The following is a 16650-nucleotide window of genomic DNA, read 5'->3' as shown; positions in this document are numbered from 1 at the left end:
AGATACTTACTTAAAAATCGACAGTTGTTGTCGCTGAGGATTAACAAAAAATGGGGCAATTTTTTGCTTACGCGACGGTTTTCGCCGTAATGGGGGATAACCATGTCGCATAACGCTACTCCAAACACCTCTCGCGTGGAATTACGTAAAACGCTTACGCTGGTTCCGGTTGTCATGATGGGCCTTGCCTATATGCAGCCGATGACGCTGTTCGATACATTCGGTATCGTATCAGGAATGACCGATGGTCACGTCCCGACAGCTTACGCCTTTGCACTGATCGCCATCCTCTTTACCGCACTGAGCTACGGTAAACTGGTGCGTCGCTATCCGTCTGCAGGCTCTGCCTACACTTACGCCCAGAAATCCATTAGCCCGACCGTTGGCTTTATGGTGGGTTGGTCATCACTGCTGGACTACCTGTTCGCTCCGATGATCAACATTCTGTTGGCAAAAATTTATTTTGAAGCCCTGGTGCCGTCGATACCGTCATGGATATTCGTGGTGGCGCTGGTGGCCTTTATGACAGCCTTTAACCTGCGCAGCCTTAAATCCGTTGCGAATTTCAACACCGTAATCGTGTTGTTGCAGGTGGTGCTGATTGCAGTGATCCTCGGCATGGTCGTTTATGGCGTGTTCGAAGGGGAAGGTGCCGGTACGCTGGCGAGCAGCCGTCCGTTCTGGTCAGGTGATGCACACGTGATCCCGATGATCACAGGCGCTACCATCCTGTGCTTCTCGTTCACCGGTTTTGACGGTATCAGCAACCTGTCAGAAGAAACCAAAGACGCTGAGCGCGTGATCCCGCGTGCGATTTTCCTGACTGCGCTGATTGGTGGCCTGATCTTTATCGTCTCCACCTATCTGTTGCAGCTGTACTTCCCGGATATCTCGCGCTTCAAGGATCCAGACGCTTCACAGCCTGAAATCATGCTGTACGTCGCCGGTAAGTTCTTCCAGGTTGGCGCGCTGATTTTCTCTACCATTACCGTACTGGCGTCCGGTATGGCGGCGCATGCAGGCGTAGCGCGTCTGATGTACGTGATGGGGCGTGACGGCGTGTTCCCGAAAAGTTTCTTCGGTTATGTACACCCGAAATGGCGTACTCCGTCTATGAACATCATTCTGGTTGGTGCGATTGCTCTGCTGGCAATCAACTTCGACCTGGTGATGGCGACGGCGCTGATTAACTTTGGTGCGCTGGTGGCGTTTACCTTCGTTAACCTGTCGGTGATCTCCCAGTTCTGGATCCGTGAGAAGCGTAACAAGACGCTGAAAGACCACTTCCAGTATCTGTTCCTGCCGATGTGCGGTGCGTTGACCGTTGGTGCGCTGTGGGTTAACCTGGAAGAGAGCTCAATGGTTCTGGGTCTGATTTGGGCCGGTATTGGTCTGATTTACCTGGCTTGTGTGACCAAAAGCTTCCGCAACCCGGTGCCGCAGTACGATGAAGATGTCGCGTAATAACGGCATTTAACTAAAAAAAACGGAGACATGTTCTCCGTTTTTTTATGCGTGGGACTTATACAATCTCTTCGGCATACTGCCAGAGTGATTTCAGCAGCATCAACTTTTCTTTGTTATCCGCATACTGCTGGCTCAATAACTGCAGTTCATTGGCGTAATTTTGCAAAAACTCCGGTGTGAATACCTGGCGGCGATGGTCCAGCCAGCGTTGCTGTTCTGCTTCGTCCAGCGTTCCCGGGAAGTTACGTGCACGGTAATTAAACAACAGTTTTTCAATGCGCTTATCGACAAAGGAGATATCCAGCGCCGGTAAATTGCGTGGTTCGGTTTCCAGAACGATTTTCATCGCCGCACGGTCAGCATCGCTGAAAAAGCCGTTATAAAGTTGGGCATCTACGTTATCTGATGGTGTAAAGGGTTCTGCATCTGCAAAGATCGCAACCACTTTGTCGCGTATGTGCGGATTTTCGCGCAGAACTTTGAGATTATCCAGACAGTGCTGGCGGTTAATGCCAAGACGGTCGGCATCTTCCGGACGCAGGGTATTCGCCTGTGCCAGTACCGGGCATTTGTTGATGTGCACCAGTTTAACCGGTACGGCCGGGTTATCACCCAGATCCGCTTTAGACGTGTAAAGCCTCTCGCGCAGGGCGTCACTGTCGAGTTCGAGCAGCGGCGAAATATCACCGGCTAAGTCGACCATAATAACCGCGTTGCGATTCTCCGGATGCCACGCCAATGGCGCTACCCAGCTGGTGTTGCCGCGCCATGCGCCGAACATACCAGAGACATGGACCAGCGGCTTCATTTGCGGGACATCAATCAACGCGGCCAGCTTGTGCTTATTACGATGGCTGTAGAGATAATCAAACAGACGCGGCTGGCGCGACTTCACTAATTGCGCCATTGCAATTGTGGCGTATACGTCCGCCATCGCATCGTGAGCATTGGTATGCTCAATACCGTTGGCTTTGGTCAAATGCTCCAGGCGGAAGCTGGGTAAGCCGTCGTCGTTTTCCGGCCAGTTAATGCCTTCAGGGCGCAGGGCATAGCAGGCGCGCATCACATCCAGCAGATCCCAGCGCGAATTATCGTTCTGCCAGCTCCATGCATAGGGATCGTAGAAATTGCGATACAGGATGTTACGCGTCACCTCATCATCGAAGCGCACGTTGTTATAGCCCAGGATACAGGTTTTCGGTACGGTGAACAGGGCGTGGATGCGTGCAGCAAAAGCGGCTTCATTTTCTCCCTTTTCACGTGCTTCCTGCGGTGTGATACCCGTAATCAACACCGCCTCAGGCTGCGGCAGATAATCGTCCGCGGGTTTGCAATAAAAGACTTCTGGTTCACCGATGATGTTGAAATCATTATCTGTGCGGATAGCCGCAAATTGCGCGGGTCTGTCCAGCGCCGGATGGGTACCAAAGGTCTCGTAGTCGTGGAAGAGAAAACCAGGTTGCTGCTTGCCGTCATTCATTGTTCAGTTATGTCCGGGATCAATTTAGCGCTGGTTCAAGAATACCAAAAAATAGCGAGATAATCAGCCATGGCATTATCGAAGCTGGATTGTGCACGCAATAAAATTGAGATAAACAGGGCATTAATAGAATTAATTAATAAATTTCGCACTGTTAAAATAAATTACGGAAATAAAATATCTTGAAGTTGCGGGTTTGTAAATAATCTAACTGATAACCATTATTGTTATTTTCCTCTTCTTTTTTGTGTTCTGGAAACTTTAAAAATCTTTTATAAACAATGGGTTTTTATTTATGTCAATTCGCTGTCATGCATTGTAATGAAATGTGATTGATGTAAAAAATAAATAATCTAAACGCCATATAATTATTGGATATATCTAATAACAGGAGGTTATATGAGCATTAGTCGGCGTAATTTTTTGCGAGGAGTGGGTATAGGCTGTTCAGCCTGTGCGATAGGCAGTTTCCCGCCCGGGGCACTGGCACGAAATTCTCCGGAGAGTATCAAAGGGAAAACATCCCTGACGCCAAGTTTGTGCGAGATGTGTTCTTTTCGCTGCCCAATTCAGGCTCAGGTGATTAATAATAAAACGGTTTTTATTCAGGGAAACCCTAATGCGCCACAGCAGGGGACACGTGTCTGCGCTCGCGGCGGCAGCGGCGTTAGCCTGGTCAACGACCCTCATCGCATTGTTAAACCCATGAAACGCACAGGACCTCGCGGGAGCGGTGACTGGCAGGTTATTAGCTGGGAACAGGCGTATAAAGAAATCGCCGAAAAAATGACGGCAATAAAAACGCAATATGGTCCCCAGGGAGTCGTCTTCTCGTCTAAATCCGGCTCGCTGTCTGGCCATTTATTCCACCTCGCGACGGCTTTCGGGTCACCGAATACCTTTACTCACGCATCAACGTGTCCTGCCGGTAAAGCCATTGCCGCTAAAGTTATGATGGGTGGTGATTTAGCCATGGATATCGCCAATACCCGTTATATGGTCTCTTTTGGCCATAACCTCTATGAAGGGATCGAGGTTGCTGATACGCATGAGCTGATGACCGCGCAGGAGAAGGGTGCGAAGATGGTCAGCTTCGATCCCCGTTTGTCCGTATTCTCCAGCAAGGCGGATGAATGGCATGCGCTCAAACCGGGCGGCGATTTACCGGTGCTGATGGCCATGTGTCACGTCATGATCAATGAAAATCTGTATGACGCAGACTTTGTGGCGCGCTACACCACGGGGTTTGAGCAACTGGCAGAAGCGGTACAAGAGACCACGCCGGAATGGGCGCAGCAGCTCGCGGATGTGCCTGCTGATGTCATTGTTCGGGTCACCCGCGAAATGGCCGCCTGCGCGCCTCATGCCATCGTCAGTCCGGGCCATCGAGCGACGTTTTCGCAAGAAGAAATTGATATGCGGCGCATGATTTTTACCCTCAATGTGCTGCTTGGCAATATTGAGCGTGAAGGCGGTTTGTATCAGAAAAAAGCGGCGGCAACTTACAATAAGCTGGCTGGCGAGAAGGTCGCTCCGGTGCTGGCAAAACCCGATGTCAAATTACCCAAGCCAACGGCGCAGCGTATCGATCTGGTAGCCCCGCAGTTTAAGTACATCGCGGCGGGCGGTGGTGTGGTGCAAAGCATCATTGATGCTGTGTTAAACCAGACGCCTTATCCGGTGAAGGGATGGATTATGTCCCGACACAACCCTTTCCAAACCGTTACCTGTCGACCGGATCTGGTCAAAACCGTTGAACAGCTCGACCTTGTGGTCAGTTGTGATGTCTATTTAAGCGAAAGCGCGGCGTATGCCGACTACCTTTTGCCTGAATGTACTTACCTTGAGCGCGATGAAGAAGTTTCAGACATGTCGGGCCTGAATCCAGCCTATGCCCTGCGCCAACAGGTAGTGGAGCCTATTGGTGATGCGCGTCCGAGCTGGCAAATCTGGAAAGAGCTGGCCGTGCAGTTAGGCCTTGGCCAATTCTACCCATGGCAGGATATGCAAACGCGTCAGTTGTACCAGCTTAATGGCGATCATGCGCTATCTGCTGAATTGCGTCAGAAAGGGTACCGGGAGTGGGGGATTCCGTTGCTGCTGCGTGAACCTGAAGCGGTGCGTCAGTTTGTGGAACGCTATCCGGGCGCGGTGGCGGTTGACAGCGACGGTACCTATGGCGAGCAACTGCGCTTTAAATCTCCGTCAGGAAAAATTGAACTCTATTCCGAAGAGCTGGAAACGCTCCTGCCTGGCTACGGTATTCCGCGCGCGCGCAATTTTGCGCTCAAAGGCGACAGTGAACTCTATTTTATCCAGGGAAAAGTGGCGGTTCATACCAACGGTGCGACGCAATATGTGCCACTGCTTAGCGAGTTGATGTGGGATAACGCGGTGTGGATCCACCCGCAAACGGCCCGTGAAAAAGGCATCAAAAGCGGTGATGACATCTGGCTGGAAAATGCGACCGGCAAGGAAAAAGGTAAAGCGCTGGTCACCGCCGGAATTCGGCCCGATACGCTGTTTGTTTATATGGGATTTGGCGCCAAGGCGGGAGCCAAAACCGCAGCGACAACGCACGGTATTCACTGCGGTAATTTGCTTCCGCATGTTACCAGTCCGGTTTCCGGTACGGTAGTCCACACCGCTGGCGTTACGCTTCGTCGGGCATGAGAAAGGAGAACATCATGAATCAATCTACAAACCCTTATGTCATGCTGCATGACGAGAAACGCTGTATCGGCTGTCAGGCATGTACGGTTGCCTGCAAAGTTTTGAATGATGTGCCAGAGGGATTTAGCCGCTTACAGGTGCAGATCCGTTCACCCGAACATGAACCCGAGGTGCTGTCCCACTTCCAGTTTGTTCGCGTTTCCTGTCAGCATTGTGAAGATGCGCCGTGTGTCAGCGTTTGTCCGACCGGTGCGTCATTTCGCGACGAAAATGGCATTGTGCAAGTGGATAAGTCTCGCTGTATTGGCTGTGACTACTGCGTTGCCGCTTGTCCGTTCCACGTCCGTTATCTCAATCCGCAAACGGGAATTGCCGACAAATGTAACTTCTGCGCAGATACGCGACTGGAGACAGGACAATCGCCCGCCTGTGTTTCCGTTTGTCCGACGGATGCGCTGAAATTTGGTCGTCGCGACGACCCGGAAATTCAGCACTGGATAAATCAAAAAGAGGTTTATCGCCAGCAGGATACGCGTAGCGGCCCGGTGAGTGTTTATCGGCGTAAAGAGATCCATCAGGAGGGTAAAGCATGAATTCTATCTGGGGAGCAGAGCTTAACTATGCGCCGGACTACTGGCCGCTGTGGCTCATTTATGCAGGCGTTGTTATTGTGCTGATGATTGCGGGCCTGGTTATGCACGCGCTGTTACGTCGGATGCTGGCACCCAAAACGGCAACCGGAGAAGAACATCGGGATTACCTCTATTCGCTGGCAGTTCGCCGCTGGCACTGGGGTAATGCGCTGCTTTTTATCCTGCTTTTGCTGAGCGGCCTGTTTGGGCACTTCTCTGTCGGACCGGTGGCATTGATGGTGCAGGTACATACCTGGTGCGGTTTCGCCTTGTTGGCCTTCTGGGTTGGTTTTGTGCTAATCAACGCAACCAGCGGCAACGGTTGTCATTACCGGGTGAAGTTTAACGGGTTGATATCACGCTGCTTGTTGCAAACGCGCTTTTATCTGTATGGTATCATGAAGGGGGAACCACACCCGTTTGCCGCAACGGCAGAGAGTAAATTTAACCCGCTACAACAGCTGGCTTATCTGGCCATCATGTATGCGCTGGTTCCGCTGCTAATCATCACCGGGTTGTTATGCCTCTACCCGCAGGTAATAGGGGCAGGGCCTGTGATGCTGGTGCTGCATATGGTGTTGGCGATTGTCGGCTTACTGTTCATCTGTGCACATATTTACCTGTGCACGCTGGGTGACACTCCGGGGCAGATTTTCCGCAGCATGATAGATGGCTATCATCGTCATCGCAGCCATCACGCAGAGACAGCACCTCGCAAAGGGTAACGCCAGACGTGGTTGATATCTGAAATCCTATCCTTACAGCAAGAAAATGTGCCTTATGTCACATTTTCTTGCAATTTATCCATGTTTGTTCGCCAGAACTTCCGTAAAAAGAACGGCTATTTCTCCATTTCCTGAGGACATGCTGTTGAAACGCCGTTTGTTTATTGCCGCTTCACTATTTGCGATGATTTTTTCGCCCGCGTATGCGACCGACGTCGCCAGTTTCGCTCCACAGCCTCCAGCAATTAATGCCGGGGCGTGGGTATTAATGGATTACACCACGGGCCAAATCCTGACAGCCGGAAATGAACACCAGCAGCGCAACCCTGCCAGCCTGACCAAGCTGATGACCGGCTATGTTGTCGATCGCGCAATCGACAGCAAGCGTATTAGTCCGACAGATATTGTCACTGTAGGACGAGATGCCTGGGCGAAAGATAATCCGGTATTCGTCGGTTCGTCCTTAATGTTCCTGAAAGAAGGGGATCGCGTTTCTGTGCGCGATCTGAGTCGCGGGTTAATTGTTGATTCCGGTAATGATGCCTGTGTGGCGCTGGCGGATTACATCGCCGGAGGGCAGCCGCAGTTTGTCGCGATGATGAACAACTATGTGCAAAAGCTGAACCTGCGGGACACGCATTTTGAAACGGTACATGGTCTGGATGCGCCAGGTCAGCATAGCTCAGCTTACGATCTGGCTGTGCTGTCGAGAGCTATCATCCATGGAGAGCCGGATTTCTACCATATGTACAGTGAAAAAAGCCTTACCTGGAACGGAATTACGCAGCAAAACCGTAACGGTTTGTTGTGGGATAAAACCATGAACGTCGATGGTCTGAAGACAGGACATACCTCCGGCGCTGGATTCAACCTGATTGCTTCTGCCGTTGATGGGCAGCGCCGCCTGATTGCGGTTGTGATGGGGGCGGAGAGTGCGAAAGGGCGTGAAGACCAGGCGCGAAAACTGCTGCAATGGGGACAACAGAACTTCGATACCGTGCAGGTTTTACGTAGTGGTAAGCAAGTTGGTATTGAACGGATCTGGTATGGCGATAAAGAAAAAATTAGCCTTGGCACAGAGCAGGATTTCTGGATGGCCCTGCCTAAAGCCGAAGTCGCTAATATCAAGGCAAAATATGTTCTTGATAAGAAAGAACTGGTTGCCCCCATTGCTGCCCATCAACGTGTGGGGGAAATTGAACTCTACGATCGGGATAAACTGGTGGCGCACTGGCCTCTGGTTACGCTGGAGTCTGTCAACGAAGGCGGCGTCTTCTCGCGTTTGAGCGATTACTTCCACCACAAGGCGTAGTTTTTCCTGATGTGCCTGACTGGCAAGAGTGCGAATCTGCTCACATAATAATCACTGATTCCTTGTGGCCGTCATACCTAAAAATTACACTGTATATAAATACAGTGTAATAGCGGAGGTTATATGGAGTACGAGATAAAGCAGGTCGAGAAACGCATAATTGCTGGTTTCCATATGGTTGGACCGTGGGAACAAACGGTAAAGCAGGGTTTCGAGCAGTTAATGATGTGGGTTGATGGTAAGCAGATCGTACCGCTGGAATGGATAGCCGTTTATTACGACAATCCTGACGTTGTTCCGGCGGAAAAACTGCGTTGTGATACCGTGGTGTCTGTGCCTGAAGGTTTTGAGATCCCAGAAAACAGCGAAGGGGTGATCCAGACCGAACTGGCGGGGGGCGACTATGCTATCGCCGTTGCGCGCGTTGAAAATTATGACTTCGCGACGCCGTGGTATCAGTTCTTTGAGCGCCTGCTGCAGGATTCGACGTATGCGATAGCCGCTAAACCCTGCTTTGAAGTTTATATGAACAATGGCATGGAGGACGGCTACTGGGACATTGAAATGTACGTGCCGGTACAGTCGAAGTAACTGTTTTTGGTGTAAATCAGGATGAATGTCTTGGTCATCAGGGTGATGTTTTCACTCAAAAAACAGGTACAATTCTGTTCTTTGCAATTCCCTGACGGAGTGCATGAGTGCGTGCAGATAAGTCACTGAGTCCTTTTGAAATTCGTTTGTATCGTCATTATCGTGTGGTGCATGGTGTTCGCATTGCGCTGGCGTTTCTTTTTACTTTTCTGTTGGTTCGCCTGTTGAACATTCCTGAAGGTACATGGCCTCTGATTACGCTGGTGGTAATCATGGGGCCTATTTCCTTTTGGGGGAACGTTGTCCCCAGAGCGTTTGAGCGTATTGGCGGGACAATTCTGGGATCGGTACTTGGGCTGGTGGCCCTTCGTCTGGAGCTCTTTTCACTTCCGCTAATGCTGATATGGTGCGCGGTGGCGATGTTTCTCTGCGGCTGGCTGGCGTTGGGTAAAAGGCCGTATCAGGCGTTGCTGATTGGTATAACGCTTGCGGTCGTTGTGGGTGCCCCCGCTGGAGATATGAACACAGCGTTATGGCGCGGTGGCGATGTTATTTTGGGTTCATTACTGGCAATGCTGTTTACCGGTATCTGGCCGCAGCGGGCATTTATACACTGGCGAATTCAACTGGCGCATTGTGTAACGGGGTACAATCGGGTGTATCAGGCTGCGCTATCTCCCAACCTGCTGGAGCAACCGCGACTGGAGAAGCATTTACAACAGCTTTTAAGCGATGTTGTCAAAATGCGTGGGCTCATCGTCCCCGCGAGCAAGGAAACCCACATTCAAAAATCAATCTTTGAAGCTATTCAAACGGTTAATCGTAACCTGGTCTGCATGCTTGAGCTGCAAATCAATGCGCTTTGGGCCAGCCGTACCAGCCACTTTGTCATGTTGAATGCGCACACTTTGCGTGAAACCCAGCTCAGGACACAACAGGCGCTACTGACGATAACCCACGCATTGTATGAAGGTAATCCACAACCGGTGCTTGCCAATACGGAAAAACTCAATGACACCGTGGTGGAGTTACGTCAGCTTATTGCTGAGCATAAGGGCGATAATGTCGCTGAAACGCCCATTCACGGCTACGTTTGGCTAAATATGGAAATGGCGCGACAGCTGGAGTTGCTCTCTCATTTGATCTGTCGCGCGCTGCGCAAATAAAGAGCAGATGAGGGGATTGGTTCTACTGCTGCTTCGATTCAGCAACGATTAGAGGTATGATACTGAAAAAGGCTAAAACCATTGGTAACTGCAATGGCTTTACCCTCGATAATTCAGGTTTCAACCATGCATGGTCGATGCAGATGCAACTTGAAGTATGGCGGGCATGAAAGTAATGTTGACCCACTTTAGCCGTTGTTTTAACGAATCCGAATCTCACATTATCAGGGGTGTAAAAATGGAAACTACCAAGCCTTCTTTCCAGGACGTGCTGGAATTTGTTCGTCTGTTCCGTCGTAAAAACAAACTGCAACGTGAAATCCAGGACGTTGAGAAAAAGATCCGTGACAACCAGAAACGTGTTCTGCTGCTGGACAACCTGAGTGACTACATCAAGCCTGGAATGAGCGTGGAAGCGATTCAGGGCATTATCGCCAGCATGAAAAGCGATTATGAAGATCGTGTTGATGATTACATCATCAAAAACGCTGAGATCTCTAAAGAGCGCCGCGACATCTCTAAAAAGCTGAAAGCGATGGGCGAAGTGAAAAACGGCGAAGCGAAAGCCGAGTAACGATTTTATGCTTGTTCGGGTCGCTGCTTAGCGGCGGCCCTTATTGCAGTTCGACCCCGCCAGTTACCATCCGCAACAAATGCTGTTCCGGCCAGTGCTCCGTCAATTTTTTCTGCGTCAGCATCCATTTTATGTAGTCCACATCATGACGCTTTCTGTCGAGCATCAGACCGACTACGCTGCCACTGTGCGCAACGTTGACACCGTATAAATCACATTCTTCTACCAGCGCTAAAAGTGAATCAAAATTTGGTTTAGGTAACAGCAACTGGCTGGCGATCGCGCTCAGCGTGGCGGCTTCACCCATCCGATAGGGATTTTGACTGATACAGGCTTCCTGTACCTTTTCCCATGCGCGTTTCAGCGCTGGAGCGCCTGCCAGTAATCCTGACTGGCGTGGCGTACGGTGATAATCAGCAGTAAGCAAGGTTTCCGGACTTTCGAGAACCAGCAGATCGAGTTGAGGCTGGGCTTCACAGGCAATTTGCGTGGAGGCGTCGTTATGATCGAACAGCGTAAGCTGGCGGAAAACGGTGCTGTCGGTAGGTTCCAGCGAAACGCAAAGCTGCGCCAGAGTGGATTCGTCTAGCTGATGCCCCAGATACTGCGCCGTGGCGATTGCCGTGGCGGCGATATCCGCTGTGCTGCTGGCCATCCCTTTAGCGACAGGAATGGTTGACTGGACATCAATTCGAATATCCTGACTCATTTGTGCCGGGTATTGCCAGTGCAGCAATAACCTCTCAACCATCGCCCGCGAAAGTGGACGTTCATCTGTCAGCGGTGAACCTGAAGTGACCTCAACGGTGCTATACCATTCAACCGGGCAGGAGACCAATTTCTCACTGCCCAGTATCCAGCCCTGGATAAGTTCTCCGCACGATGCGGGACATTGCGCAACAGCCACGTCTTCACCTATGTGATCAGCAATCCTCGGCGCATAGTGTCATGGCGATCGCGCTATTACCATGATTTGCCGCAATTTGCGGTGCGGCAGTATTATGCAGGAATGCCCAATGTCACAGTTTCAGATATCGCTAAACGCATAACGTCTTGCGCAATCATTAGCTCTTCATTGGTATTAATCACTGCTACTTTGACCATCGCATTTTCCGTCTGAATGAAGGTGGCATTACGCTGATTTTTTTCCTCATCAACGGCCAGACCCAGGAAATTCAGATTACGACAGATCGCAGCGCGCGCCCGTGCGGAGTTTTCGCCAATACCACCGGTAAACACCAGGGCATCCAGACCGCCCATCTGCATAATATAGCTACCAATGGTGGCACGAATGCGCTCAGCAAAAAGCGTCAACGCCAGCGCAGCCTGGTGATTGCCCGTATCTGCGGCATGTTCAACGTCGCGGTAGTCAGGTGAGATACCAGAAACACCGAGCAATCCGGACTCATTGTTGAGCAATTGGTTGAGCTGCTGCGGTGTTTTGCCTTCTCGCAGGGCAATCCACGGTAAAATGGACGGATCGATATCGCCACTTCGCGTGCCCATCATCACGCCAGACTGCGGCGTAAAGCCCATTGACGTATTCACCGATTGTCCGCCTTTGATGGCGCAGATGCTGCTGCCGTTGCCCAGATGACAACAAACAACGCGCAGGGCGCTGAGTGGTACACCCAGTTTTTCAGCAAGCTGTGAGCTAACGTATTTGTGGCTGGTACCATGAAAACCATAGCGACGAATACCCAACTCTGCATAGTAACGCCAGGGCAGGGGATAGATGAAAGAAGGCTCATCAAGCGTTTGATGAAAGGCGGTGTCGAACACCGCAACGGCTGGCGTTTTGGGCAATAGCTGGCGGAATACCGCGATCCCCAGCGCATTGACCGGGTTATGCAGAGGAGCCAGTTCCGCGAGGCGCTCGATTTCTGCCAGCGTTTCATCAGTTACCAGCGCTGAGTCTTTAAAGGATTCCCCGCCGTGCGCGACGCGATGGCCCACGCCGTCGATCTCATCCAGACTGCTGATAATGTGGTGGTTGAGCAGTTTTTCCAGGAGCAACGTTACGGCTTCACGGTGATCGGCTACGGGCAAAGTCTCCTGCCATTTCTGCGCTGGCGTTTTTAGGGTGACTTGCGCATCAGACAAACCGATGCGTTCAATCAACCCCTGACAGATCATTTCACCCTGCGGCATCGCCAGTAGTTGAAATTTAAGCGAGGAACTACCTGCATTAATGGCCATTATTTTGTGAGACATGAAGGTTCCTTTGCATTCAGAAAAATGAACATCTCATCGACCCCGGTATTCTCCAGCGCGCTGGTGACAAATACTTTTTGCGCACCAGCCTGAACTAACCAACTCTCCGCAAGAGAAATACGCTGCGGGTTGGCTAAATCGGCTTTGGTAACGAGGCCAATAACGGGTCGGTTCATTGGTCCGGTAAAACCGGGAGAAAATGGTGACCACGGCGCGTCAGCATTGAGTACCAGCGCAATAATGTCTGCTTCACAGGCGCTGACCAGCAGCGCACTGTACAGGCAGCGGTTCTCAAGATATTCACCCGGCGTGTCTATTGTCGTAGGAGACCAGACTATGGCCTGGGTCTTCTGATAGTGAAGTGCCTCTCCCCGCATGCACTGCGTGAGCGACGTTTTACCGCACTGGCTGGGGCCAATTAGCATGATACGTTTCATGAGATTACGTCCGGGTGATGGGACACGCGGTAAAACGCATCATTTCGCCCAGCGTTCGGGTTACCTGTTTCAGTGCGTACTCAACGGCAGAAACATCACCCGTCAGTACCACCGCGCCGGTAAACCGGTCGAGAAAACCAATCTCTACCGCCCCGGATTTCGTGGCGATATCACAGGCGATGATTGAGGCTTCGCTGGGGGTAATGGTCAGAATACCGATTGCGGAAAGCGAATCGGGTAATCCCAGTTTCTTGAACAAATCTTTACCTGGATTAGCAATAAGATGCGCCAGCGTGACCTGTTTGCCAGGTACATATTCCTGAATCATTCGATCCGTGGTGGGTTGTCTTTCCATTATCCCTCCACCATTTGTCGCCACATGCTTTCATGCGGGCGGGGTATGACCGAGCGGTAAACCAGCAGGCCTTTTTCACCCGCACTTTCACTGGCAACCGTCACCGCGTTATTCACATCGGATACATCGCCAGCAACGACCATGTAGCACTTGCCGCCAATACCAAATGCCATATGGACGCGTACCAGCGTGACGTTGGAGGCTTTAACCGCCCGGTCGGCGGCGCAGATGCAGGCAGCAACGCTCCATGTTTCGACAATACCAACAGCCTGACGCTTATCCACGCTGTTTAGTCCGCTGATTGCGGGGAGTACGCTGGCATGAATGTTGGGGAGTACCAGACTGTCAACGAGCATATCGCCAGCAAGAGATGTTCCAGTGGCAATCGCCTGTTGTACGGCTCCTACGTCACCACCGAGCATGAGTAGAAATTTTCCCGGGCAGATGGTCTTGCTGACCAGTAAATTCACATTCGCGCTTTTTAACATGGCATCGCCAGCTTCCATTCCTTTGGCAATGCTGGTGAGTTCTAAAATCCCTATAGCCTGAGACATGATTAACCTCTAATTACCGTGATGGATTGCTCAGTGATTTCGCTGACAATACCGTCAATACTGGCGTGAACAGGCGCGCCTAATGCACCGGAGGGCACATCGGCAACACATTGACCGCGAACAACGCGTTCGCCTTGTTCTACACATGGGATGGCGCTGGCACCTATATGCTGGCGTAACAACAGCGTCGTTTTATCTGTGGAATAATCAGTTTCAGCCAGTGGCGCATCGTGATACCAGTCGCTAAGACCCAGTTTGGTAATAAGGCGTTTAACTGGGATCAGCCGGTACTTCGCCATTTCATCCTCAGGATTTAGCGGCCCTTCATAACGATGGTTGAGCGCCCGCAATTCACGTTTAAGCATACGGTTGATGCGCATCGGTGAAATCCCAACCGGACAGGCTACGCTTTCACACACATTGCATTCTGAGCAGGTCAGGGCCGTGAGCAGCAGTTGCGGTGTGGCCGCCTGCTGATAATTAACCGCACGAACCAGCAGATGCGGGGATAATTCATGACCGATCAAATGCCTCGGGCACAAATCCGTACACAAACGGCACTGCTCGCAAACGGTCTTTGCTACAGAAAGCACGGTGCGTTCATCCTGCATCCGCCGCTGAATCAACGCATGAGACTTAGGCAAAACCAGCAGGCCCCCGGTGGTCTTGCTGACAGGGGTATCCAGTGAAGTAATCAGGCCGCCCATCATCGGACCACCGTTAATAAAGCCGGGATCGTCAACGGTTGTGCCACCGGCCAGCGCCAGAACGTCACGTAAAGACATTCCGATAGGGACTGTGAGTGTGATAGGACTGGCGACTGCGCCGTTAACGGTCAGGGTACGACGCGTAACGGGGTACTGCTGCTCAACTGCTCTGGCGATGTTGAGCACGGTCTGGACGTTATTGACCACCACACCGACGCTAACCGGCAGCGCGGCAGGCGGAACTCTCCGACCTGTTGCCATCCAGATGGTCAGAACCTCGTCACCTGCCGGGTAGACATCGGGCAAAATATGTAAGCGGATCCCGGTAGGCAGAAGGGGCGTTAATGCATTGATAGCCTTCTGGTATTTCTCTTTGAGTGCAATAATTCCGGCACTGGCTCCGGTAGTCGTCATGGCATATTGAACGCCGCGGATAAGTCGCTCAGCCTGGACGGCCATCAACTGCTGGTCAACTTTCAGCATTGGCTCACATTCAGCCGCATTGACCAGAAAGGTATCGACTTGCGCCTGTAATTTTACGTGAGCAGGAAAGCCTGCGCCTCCGGCTCCGACAACACCCGCTGCGCGAACGCGTTCACGAATGGTCTGCGCATCATAGAGCGTGGACTCTGCCGTCATGGCTGTCTTCATAATAATTCCTCAAGCAGTTCCTGCATGGCACTGGCGTCGGCAACACGAGGATTGGTTTGCAGCGTGACGTCAGCCAGCGCGGCCTGAACCATCGACGGGATACGTTGTGACCAGACTTGCTTTCCGTCTTTAAGCGCGTCAACAAAAGAAGGCAACGCACACTGTTTTTTGAGTAGCTCGATGTGATGGATGAGCGCATTCAATGCCGCTGTATCGTTCGCGTTATCCGGGCATAAATGGCAGGCTTTAGCAAAACGGGCATAGCGCTTCGCAGCCCGCGGATCGCGGGCATTAAAATGAATGACATGGGTCAGCAGCAGCGCATTGGCAAGTCCATGCGGCAGATGAAACTGACCACCCAACTGATGGGCAATCGCATGATTGATCCCCAGTCCAGCCTGACTAAATGCCATTCCCGCGAGCGTTGACGCATTGTGCATTTTCCCCCTGGTTGCCAGACAGTCGCCTTTGCTGACGGCGACAGGCAGGTACTGGAAGACGATTTGAGCCGCTTTTTCAGCCAGTGCATCGGTGAAGTCACTGGCCTTCGTGGATACGTAAGCCTCCAGTGCATGCGTTAACACGTCCATGCCGGTATTCGCGGTGATGGCAGGTGGTACGCTGACGACCAACGTTGGATCAAGAATGGCCATGTCCGGGTAAAGTGCGTTATTGAACAATGGGTATTTAATGCCTTTATCCGGATCGCTAATCACGCAGGCGCTGGTTACTTCAGAGCCTGTGCCGCTGGTGGTGGGAATTGCGACACAGGTTTCAATATCAATACCGAACTGTCGGCTGAACCAGACGATGGCTTTTGCGGCGTCCAGTGCTGAGCCGCCACCAAAACCCATCACGACGTCCGGTCGCAGGGACTGCATTTGTGCAATCCCTTGAACTACCGTACCGATGGTGGGATCGGGGGTGATATCGCTGAAAATGCTGATGCGGTTATCCGCTGGCAGAGCGTTGCGCAGCTTTTCAATCAGGGGAGAACGCGCGAGAAAAGCATCGCAAATAATCCAGATATGCTTATTCGTGAAACGCTTGAGCACATCCAGACTTCCCTGGCCGCTGTACAATCGAGTTTGCAGTGAAAAGCTATTCATAAC

Annotated in this window: 17 protein-coding genes; 9 read left to right on the top strand and 8 right to left on the bottom strand. The window is 51.6% G+C overall.

Features of this window, described 5'->3' with window-relative positions; genetic code table 11:
- Positions 1-50 precede the first annotated feature (50 nt).
- Positions 51-113: a membrane protein YoeI gene (yoeI, locus tag OGY06_RS23235; RefSeq protein ID WP_099045591.1), complete on the top strand. Its 63-nt coding sequence runs from the start codon at positions 51-53 to the stop codon at positions 111-113.
- Positions 103-1464: a putrescine/proton symporter PlaP gene (gene plaP, locus OGY06_RS14320; protein ID WP_003834188.1), complete on the top strand. Its 1362-nt coding sequence runs from the start codon at positions 103-105 to the stop codon at positions 1462-1464. The genes yoeI and plaP overlap by 11 nt, the downstream gene beginning before the upstream one ends.
- Positions 1465-1522: 58 nt before the next feature.
- On the opposite strand, the gene sbcB is transcribed toward plaP, so the two are convergent.
- Positions 1523-2947, bottom strand: a complete 1425-nt coding sequence (sbcB, locus tag OGY06_RS14315) for an exodeoxyribonuclease I (RefSeq protein ID WP_003834187.1) — start codon at positions 2945-2947, stop codon at positions 1523-1525.
- A gap of 399 nt (positions 2948-3346) precedes the next feature.
- Between sbcB and phsA the strand changes: the two genes are divergently transcribed.
- From phsA to OGY06_RS14280, 7 genes are all read left to right on the top strand, one after another.
- Complete coding sequence (gene phsA, locus OGY06_RS14310) at positions 3347-5620, top strand: thiosulfate reductase PhsA (RefSeq protein ID WP_191222408.1); 2274 nt, start codon at positions 3347-3349, stop codon at positions 5618-5620.
- A gap of 14 nt (positions 5621-5634) precedes the next feature.
- On the top strand, positions 5635-6213 hold the full coding sequence (gene phsB / locus OGY06_RS14305) for a thiosulfate reductase electron transport protein PhsB (RefSeq protein ID WP_003844270.1): 579 nt from the start codon (positions 5635-5637) through the stop codon (positions 6211-6213).
- Positions 6210-6977, top strand: coding sequence for a thiosulfate reductase cytochrome B subunit (gene phsC / locus OGY06_RS14300; protein WP_125112533.1), 768 nt, complete (start codon positions 6210-6212; stop codon positions 6975-6977). The genes phsB and phsC overlap by 4 nt, the downstream gene beginning before the upstream one ends.
- Before the next feature lie 139 nt (positions 6978-7116).
- The gene (dacD, locus tag OGY06_RS14295) at positions 7117-8289 is read left to right on the top strand and encodes a serine-type D-Ala-D-Ala carboxypeptidase DacD (protein WP_032934491.1); all 1173 of its coding nucleotides are present in this window, start codon (positions 7117-7119) and stop codon (positions 8287-8289) included.
- Positions 8290-8412: 123 nt separating this feature from the next.
- A complete protein-coding gene (sbmC, locus tag OGY06_RS14290; protein ID WP_003834180.1) occupies positions 8413-8880 on the top strand; it encodes a DNA gyrase inhibitor SbmC in 468 nt (155 codons plus the stop codon).
- A 107-nt stretch (positions 8881-8987) separates the two neighbouring features.
- Positions 8988-10046 (top strand): FUSC family protein, encoded by a 1059-nt coding sequence (locus tag OGY06_RS14285; RefSeq protein ID WP_003834178.1) that lies wholly within the window; start codon positions 8988-8990, stop codon positions 10044-10046.
- A 238-nt stretch (positions 10047-10284) separates the two neighbouring features.
- A complete protein-coding gene (locus OGY06_RS14280) occupies positions 10285-10620 on the top strand; it encodes a DUF496 family protein (protein WP_003834176.1) in 336 nt (111 codons plus the stop codon).
- Between the two features lie 40 nt (positions 10621-10660).
- On the opposite strand, the gene OGY06_RS14275 is transcribed toward OGY06_RS14280, so the two are convergent.
- From OGY06_RS14275 to OGY06_RS14245, 7 genes are all read right to left on the bottom strand, one after another.
- Entirely contained in the window at positions 10661-11527 is an 867-nt protein-coding gene (locus OGY06_RS14275) for a GHMP family kinase ATP-binding protein (RefSeq protein ID WP_003834174.1), read from the bottom strand.
- A gap of 92 nt (positions 11528-11619) precedes the next feature.
- Positions 11620-12834, bottom strand: a complete 1215-nt coding sequence (locus OGY06_RS14270) for an acetate/propionate family kinase (RefSeq protein WP_003834172.1) — start codon at positions 12832-12834, stop codon at positions 11620-11622.
- The gene (pduV, locus tag OGY06_RS14265; protein ID WP_197385734.1) at positions 12819-13271 is read right to left on the bottom strand and encodes a propanediol utilization protein PduV; all 453 of its coding nucleotides are present in this window, start codon (positions 13269-13271) and stop codon (positions 12819-12821) included. The genes OGY06_RS14270 and pduV overlap by 16 nt, the downstream gene beginning before the upstream one ends.
- A 4-nt stretch (positions 13272-13275) precedes the next feature.
- The gene (gene pduU, locus OGY06_RS14260; RefSeq protein WP_003834168.1) at positions 13276-13626 is read right to left on the bottom strand and encodes a propanediol utilization microcompartment protein PduU; all 351 of its coding nucleotides are present in this window, start codon (positions 13624-13626) and stop codon (positions 13276-13278) included.
- A complete protein-coding gene (pduT, locus tag OGY06_RS14255; protein WP_003030201.1) occupies positions 13626-14180 on the bottom strand; it encodes a propanediol utilization microcompartment protein PduT in 555 nt (184 codons plus the stop codon). The genes pduU and pduT overlap by 1 nt, the downstream gene beginning before the upstream one ends.
- A gap of 2 nt (positions 14181-14182) precedes the next feature.
- Entirely contained in the window at positions 14183-15538 is a 1356-nt protein-coding gene (gene pduS / locus OGY06_RS14250; protein ID WP_125112530.1) for a cobalamin reductase PduS, read from the bottom strand.
- The gene (locus tag OGY06_RS14245; protein WP_003834163.1) at positions 15535-16647 is read right to left on the bottom strand and encodes a 1-propanol dehydrogenase PduQ; all 1113 of its coding nucleotides are present in this window, start codon (positions 16645-16647) and stop codon (positions 15535-15537) included. Before OGY06_RS14245 ends, pduS begins: the two co-directional genes overlap by 4 nt.
- Between the last annotated feature and the right edge of the window lie 3 nt (positions 16648-16650).

This window comes from Citrobacter sp. Cpo147 (assembly GCF_030332405.1).
GTDB classification, from domain to species: Bacteria; Pseudomonadota; Gammaproteobacteria; order Enterobacterales; family Enterobacteriaceae; genus Citrobacter; species Citrobacter portucalensis.
The sequence above is the reverse complement of the archived record's forward strand: the minus strand, read 5'-3'. Positions and strand labels throughout refer to the sequence as shown.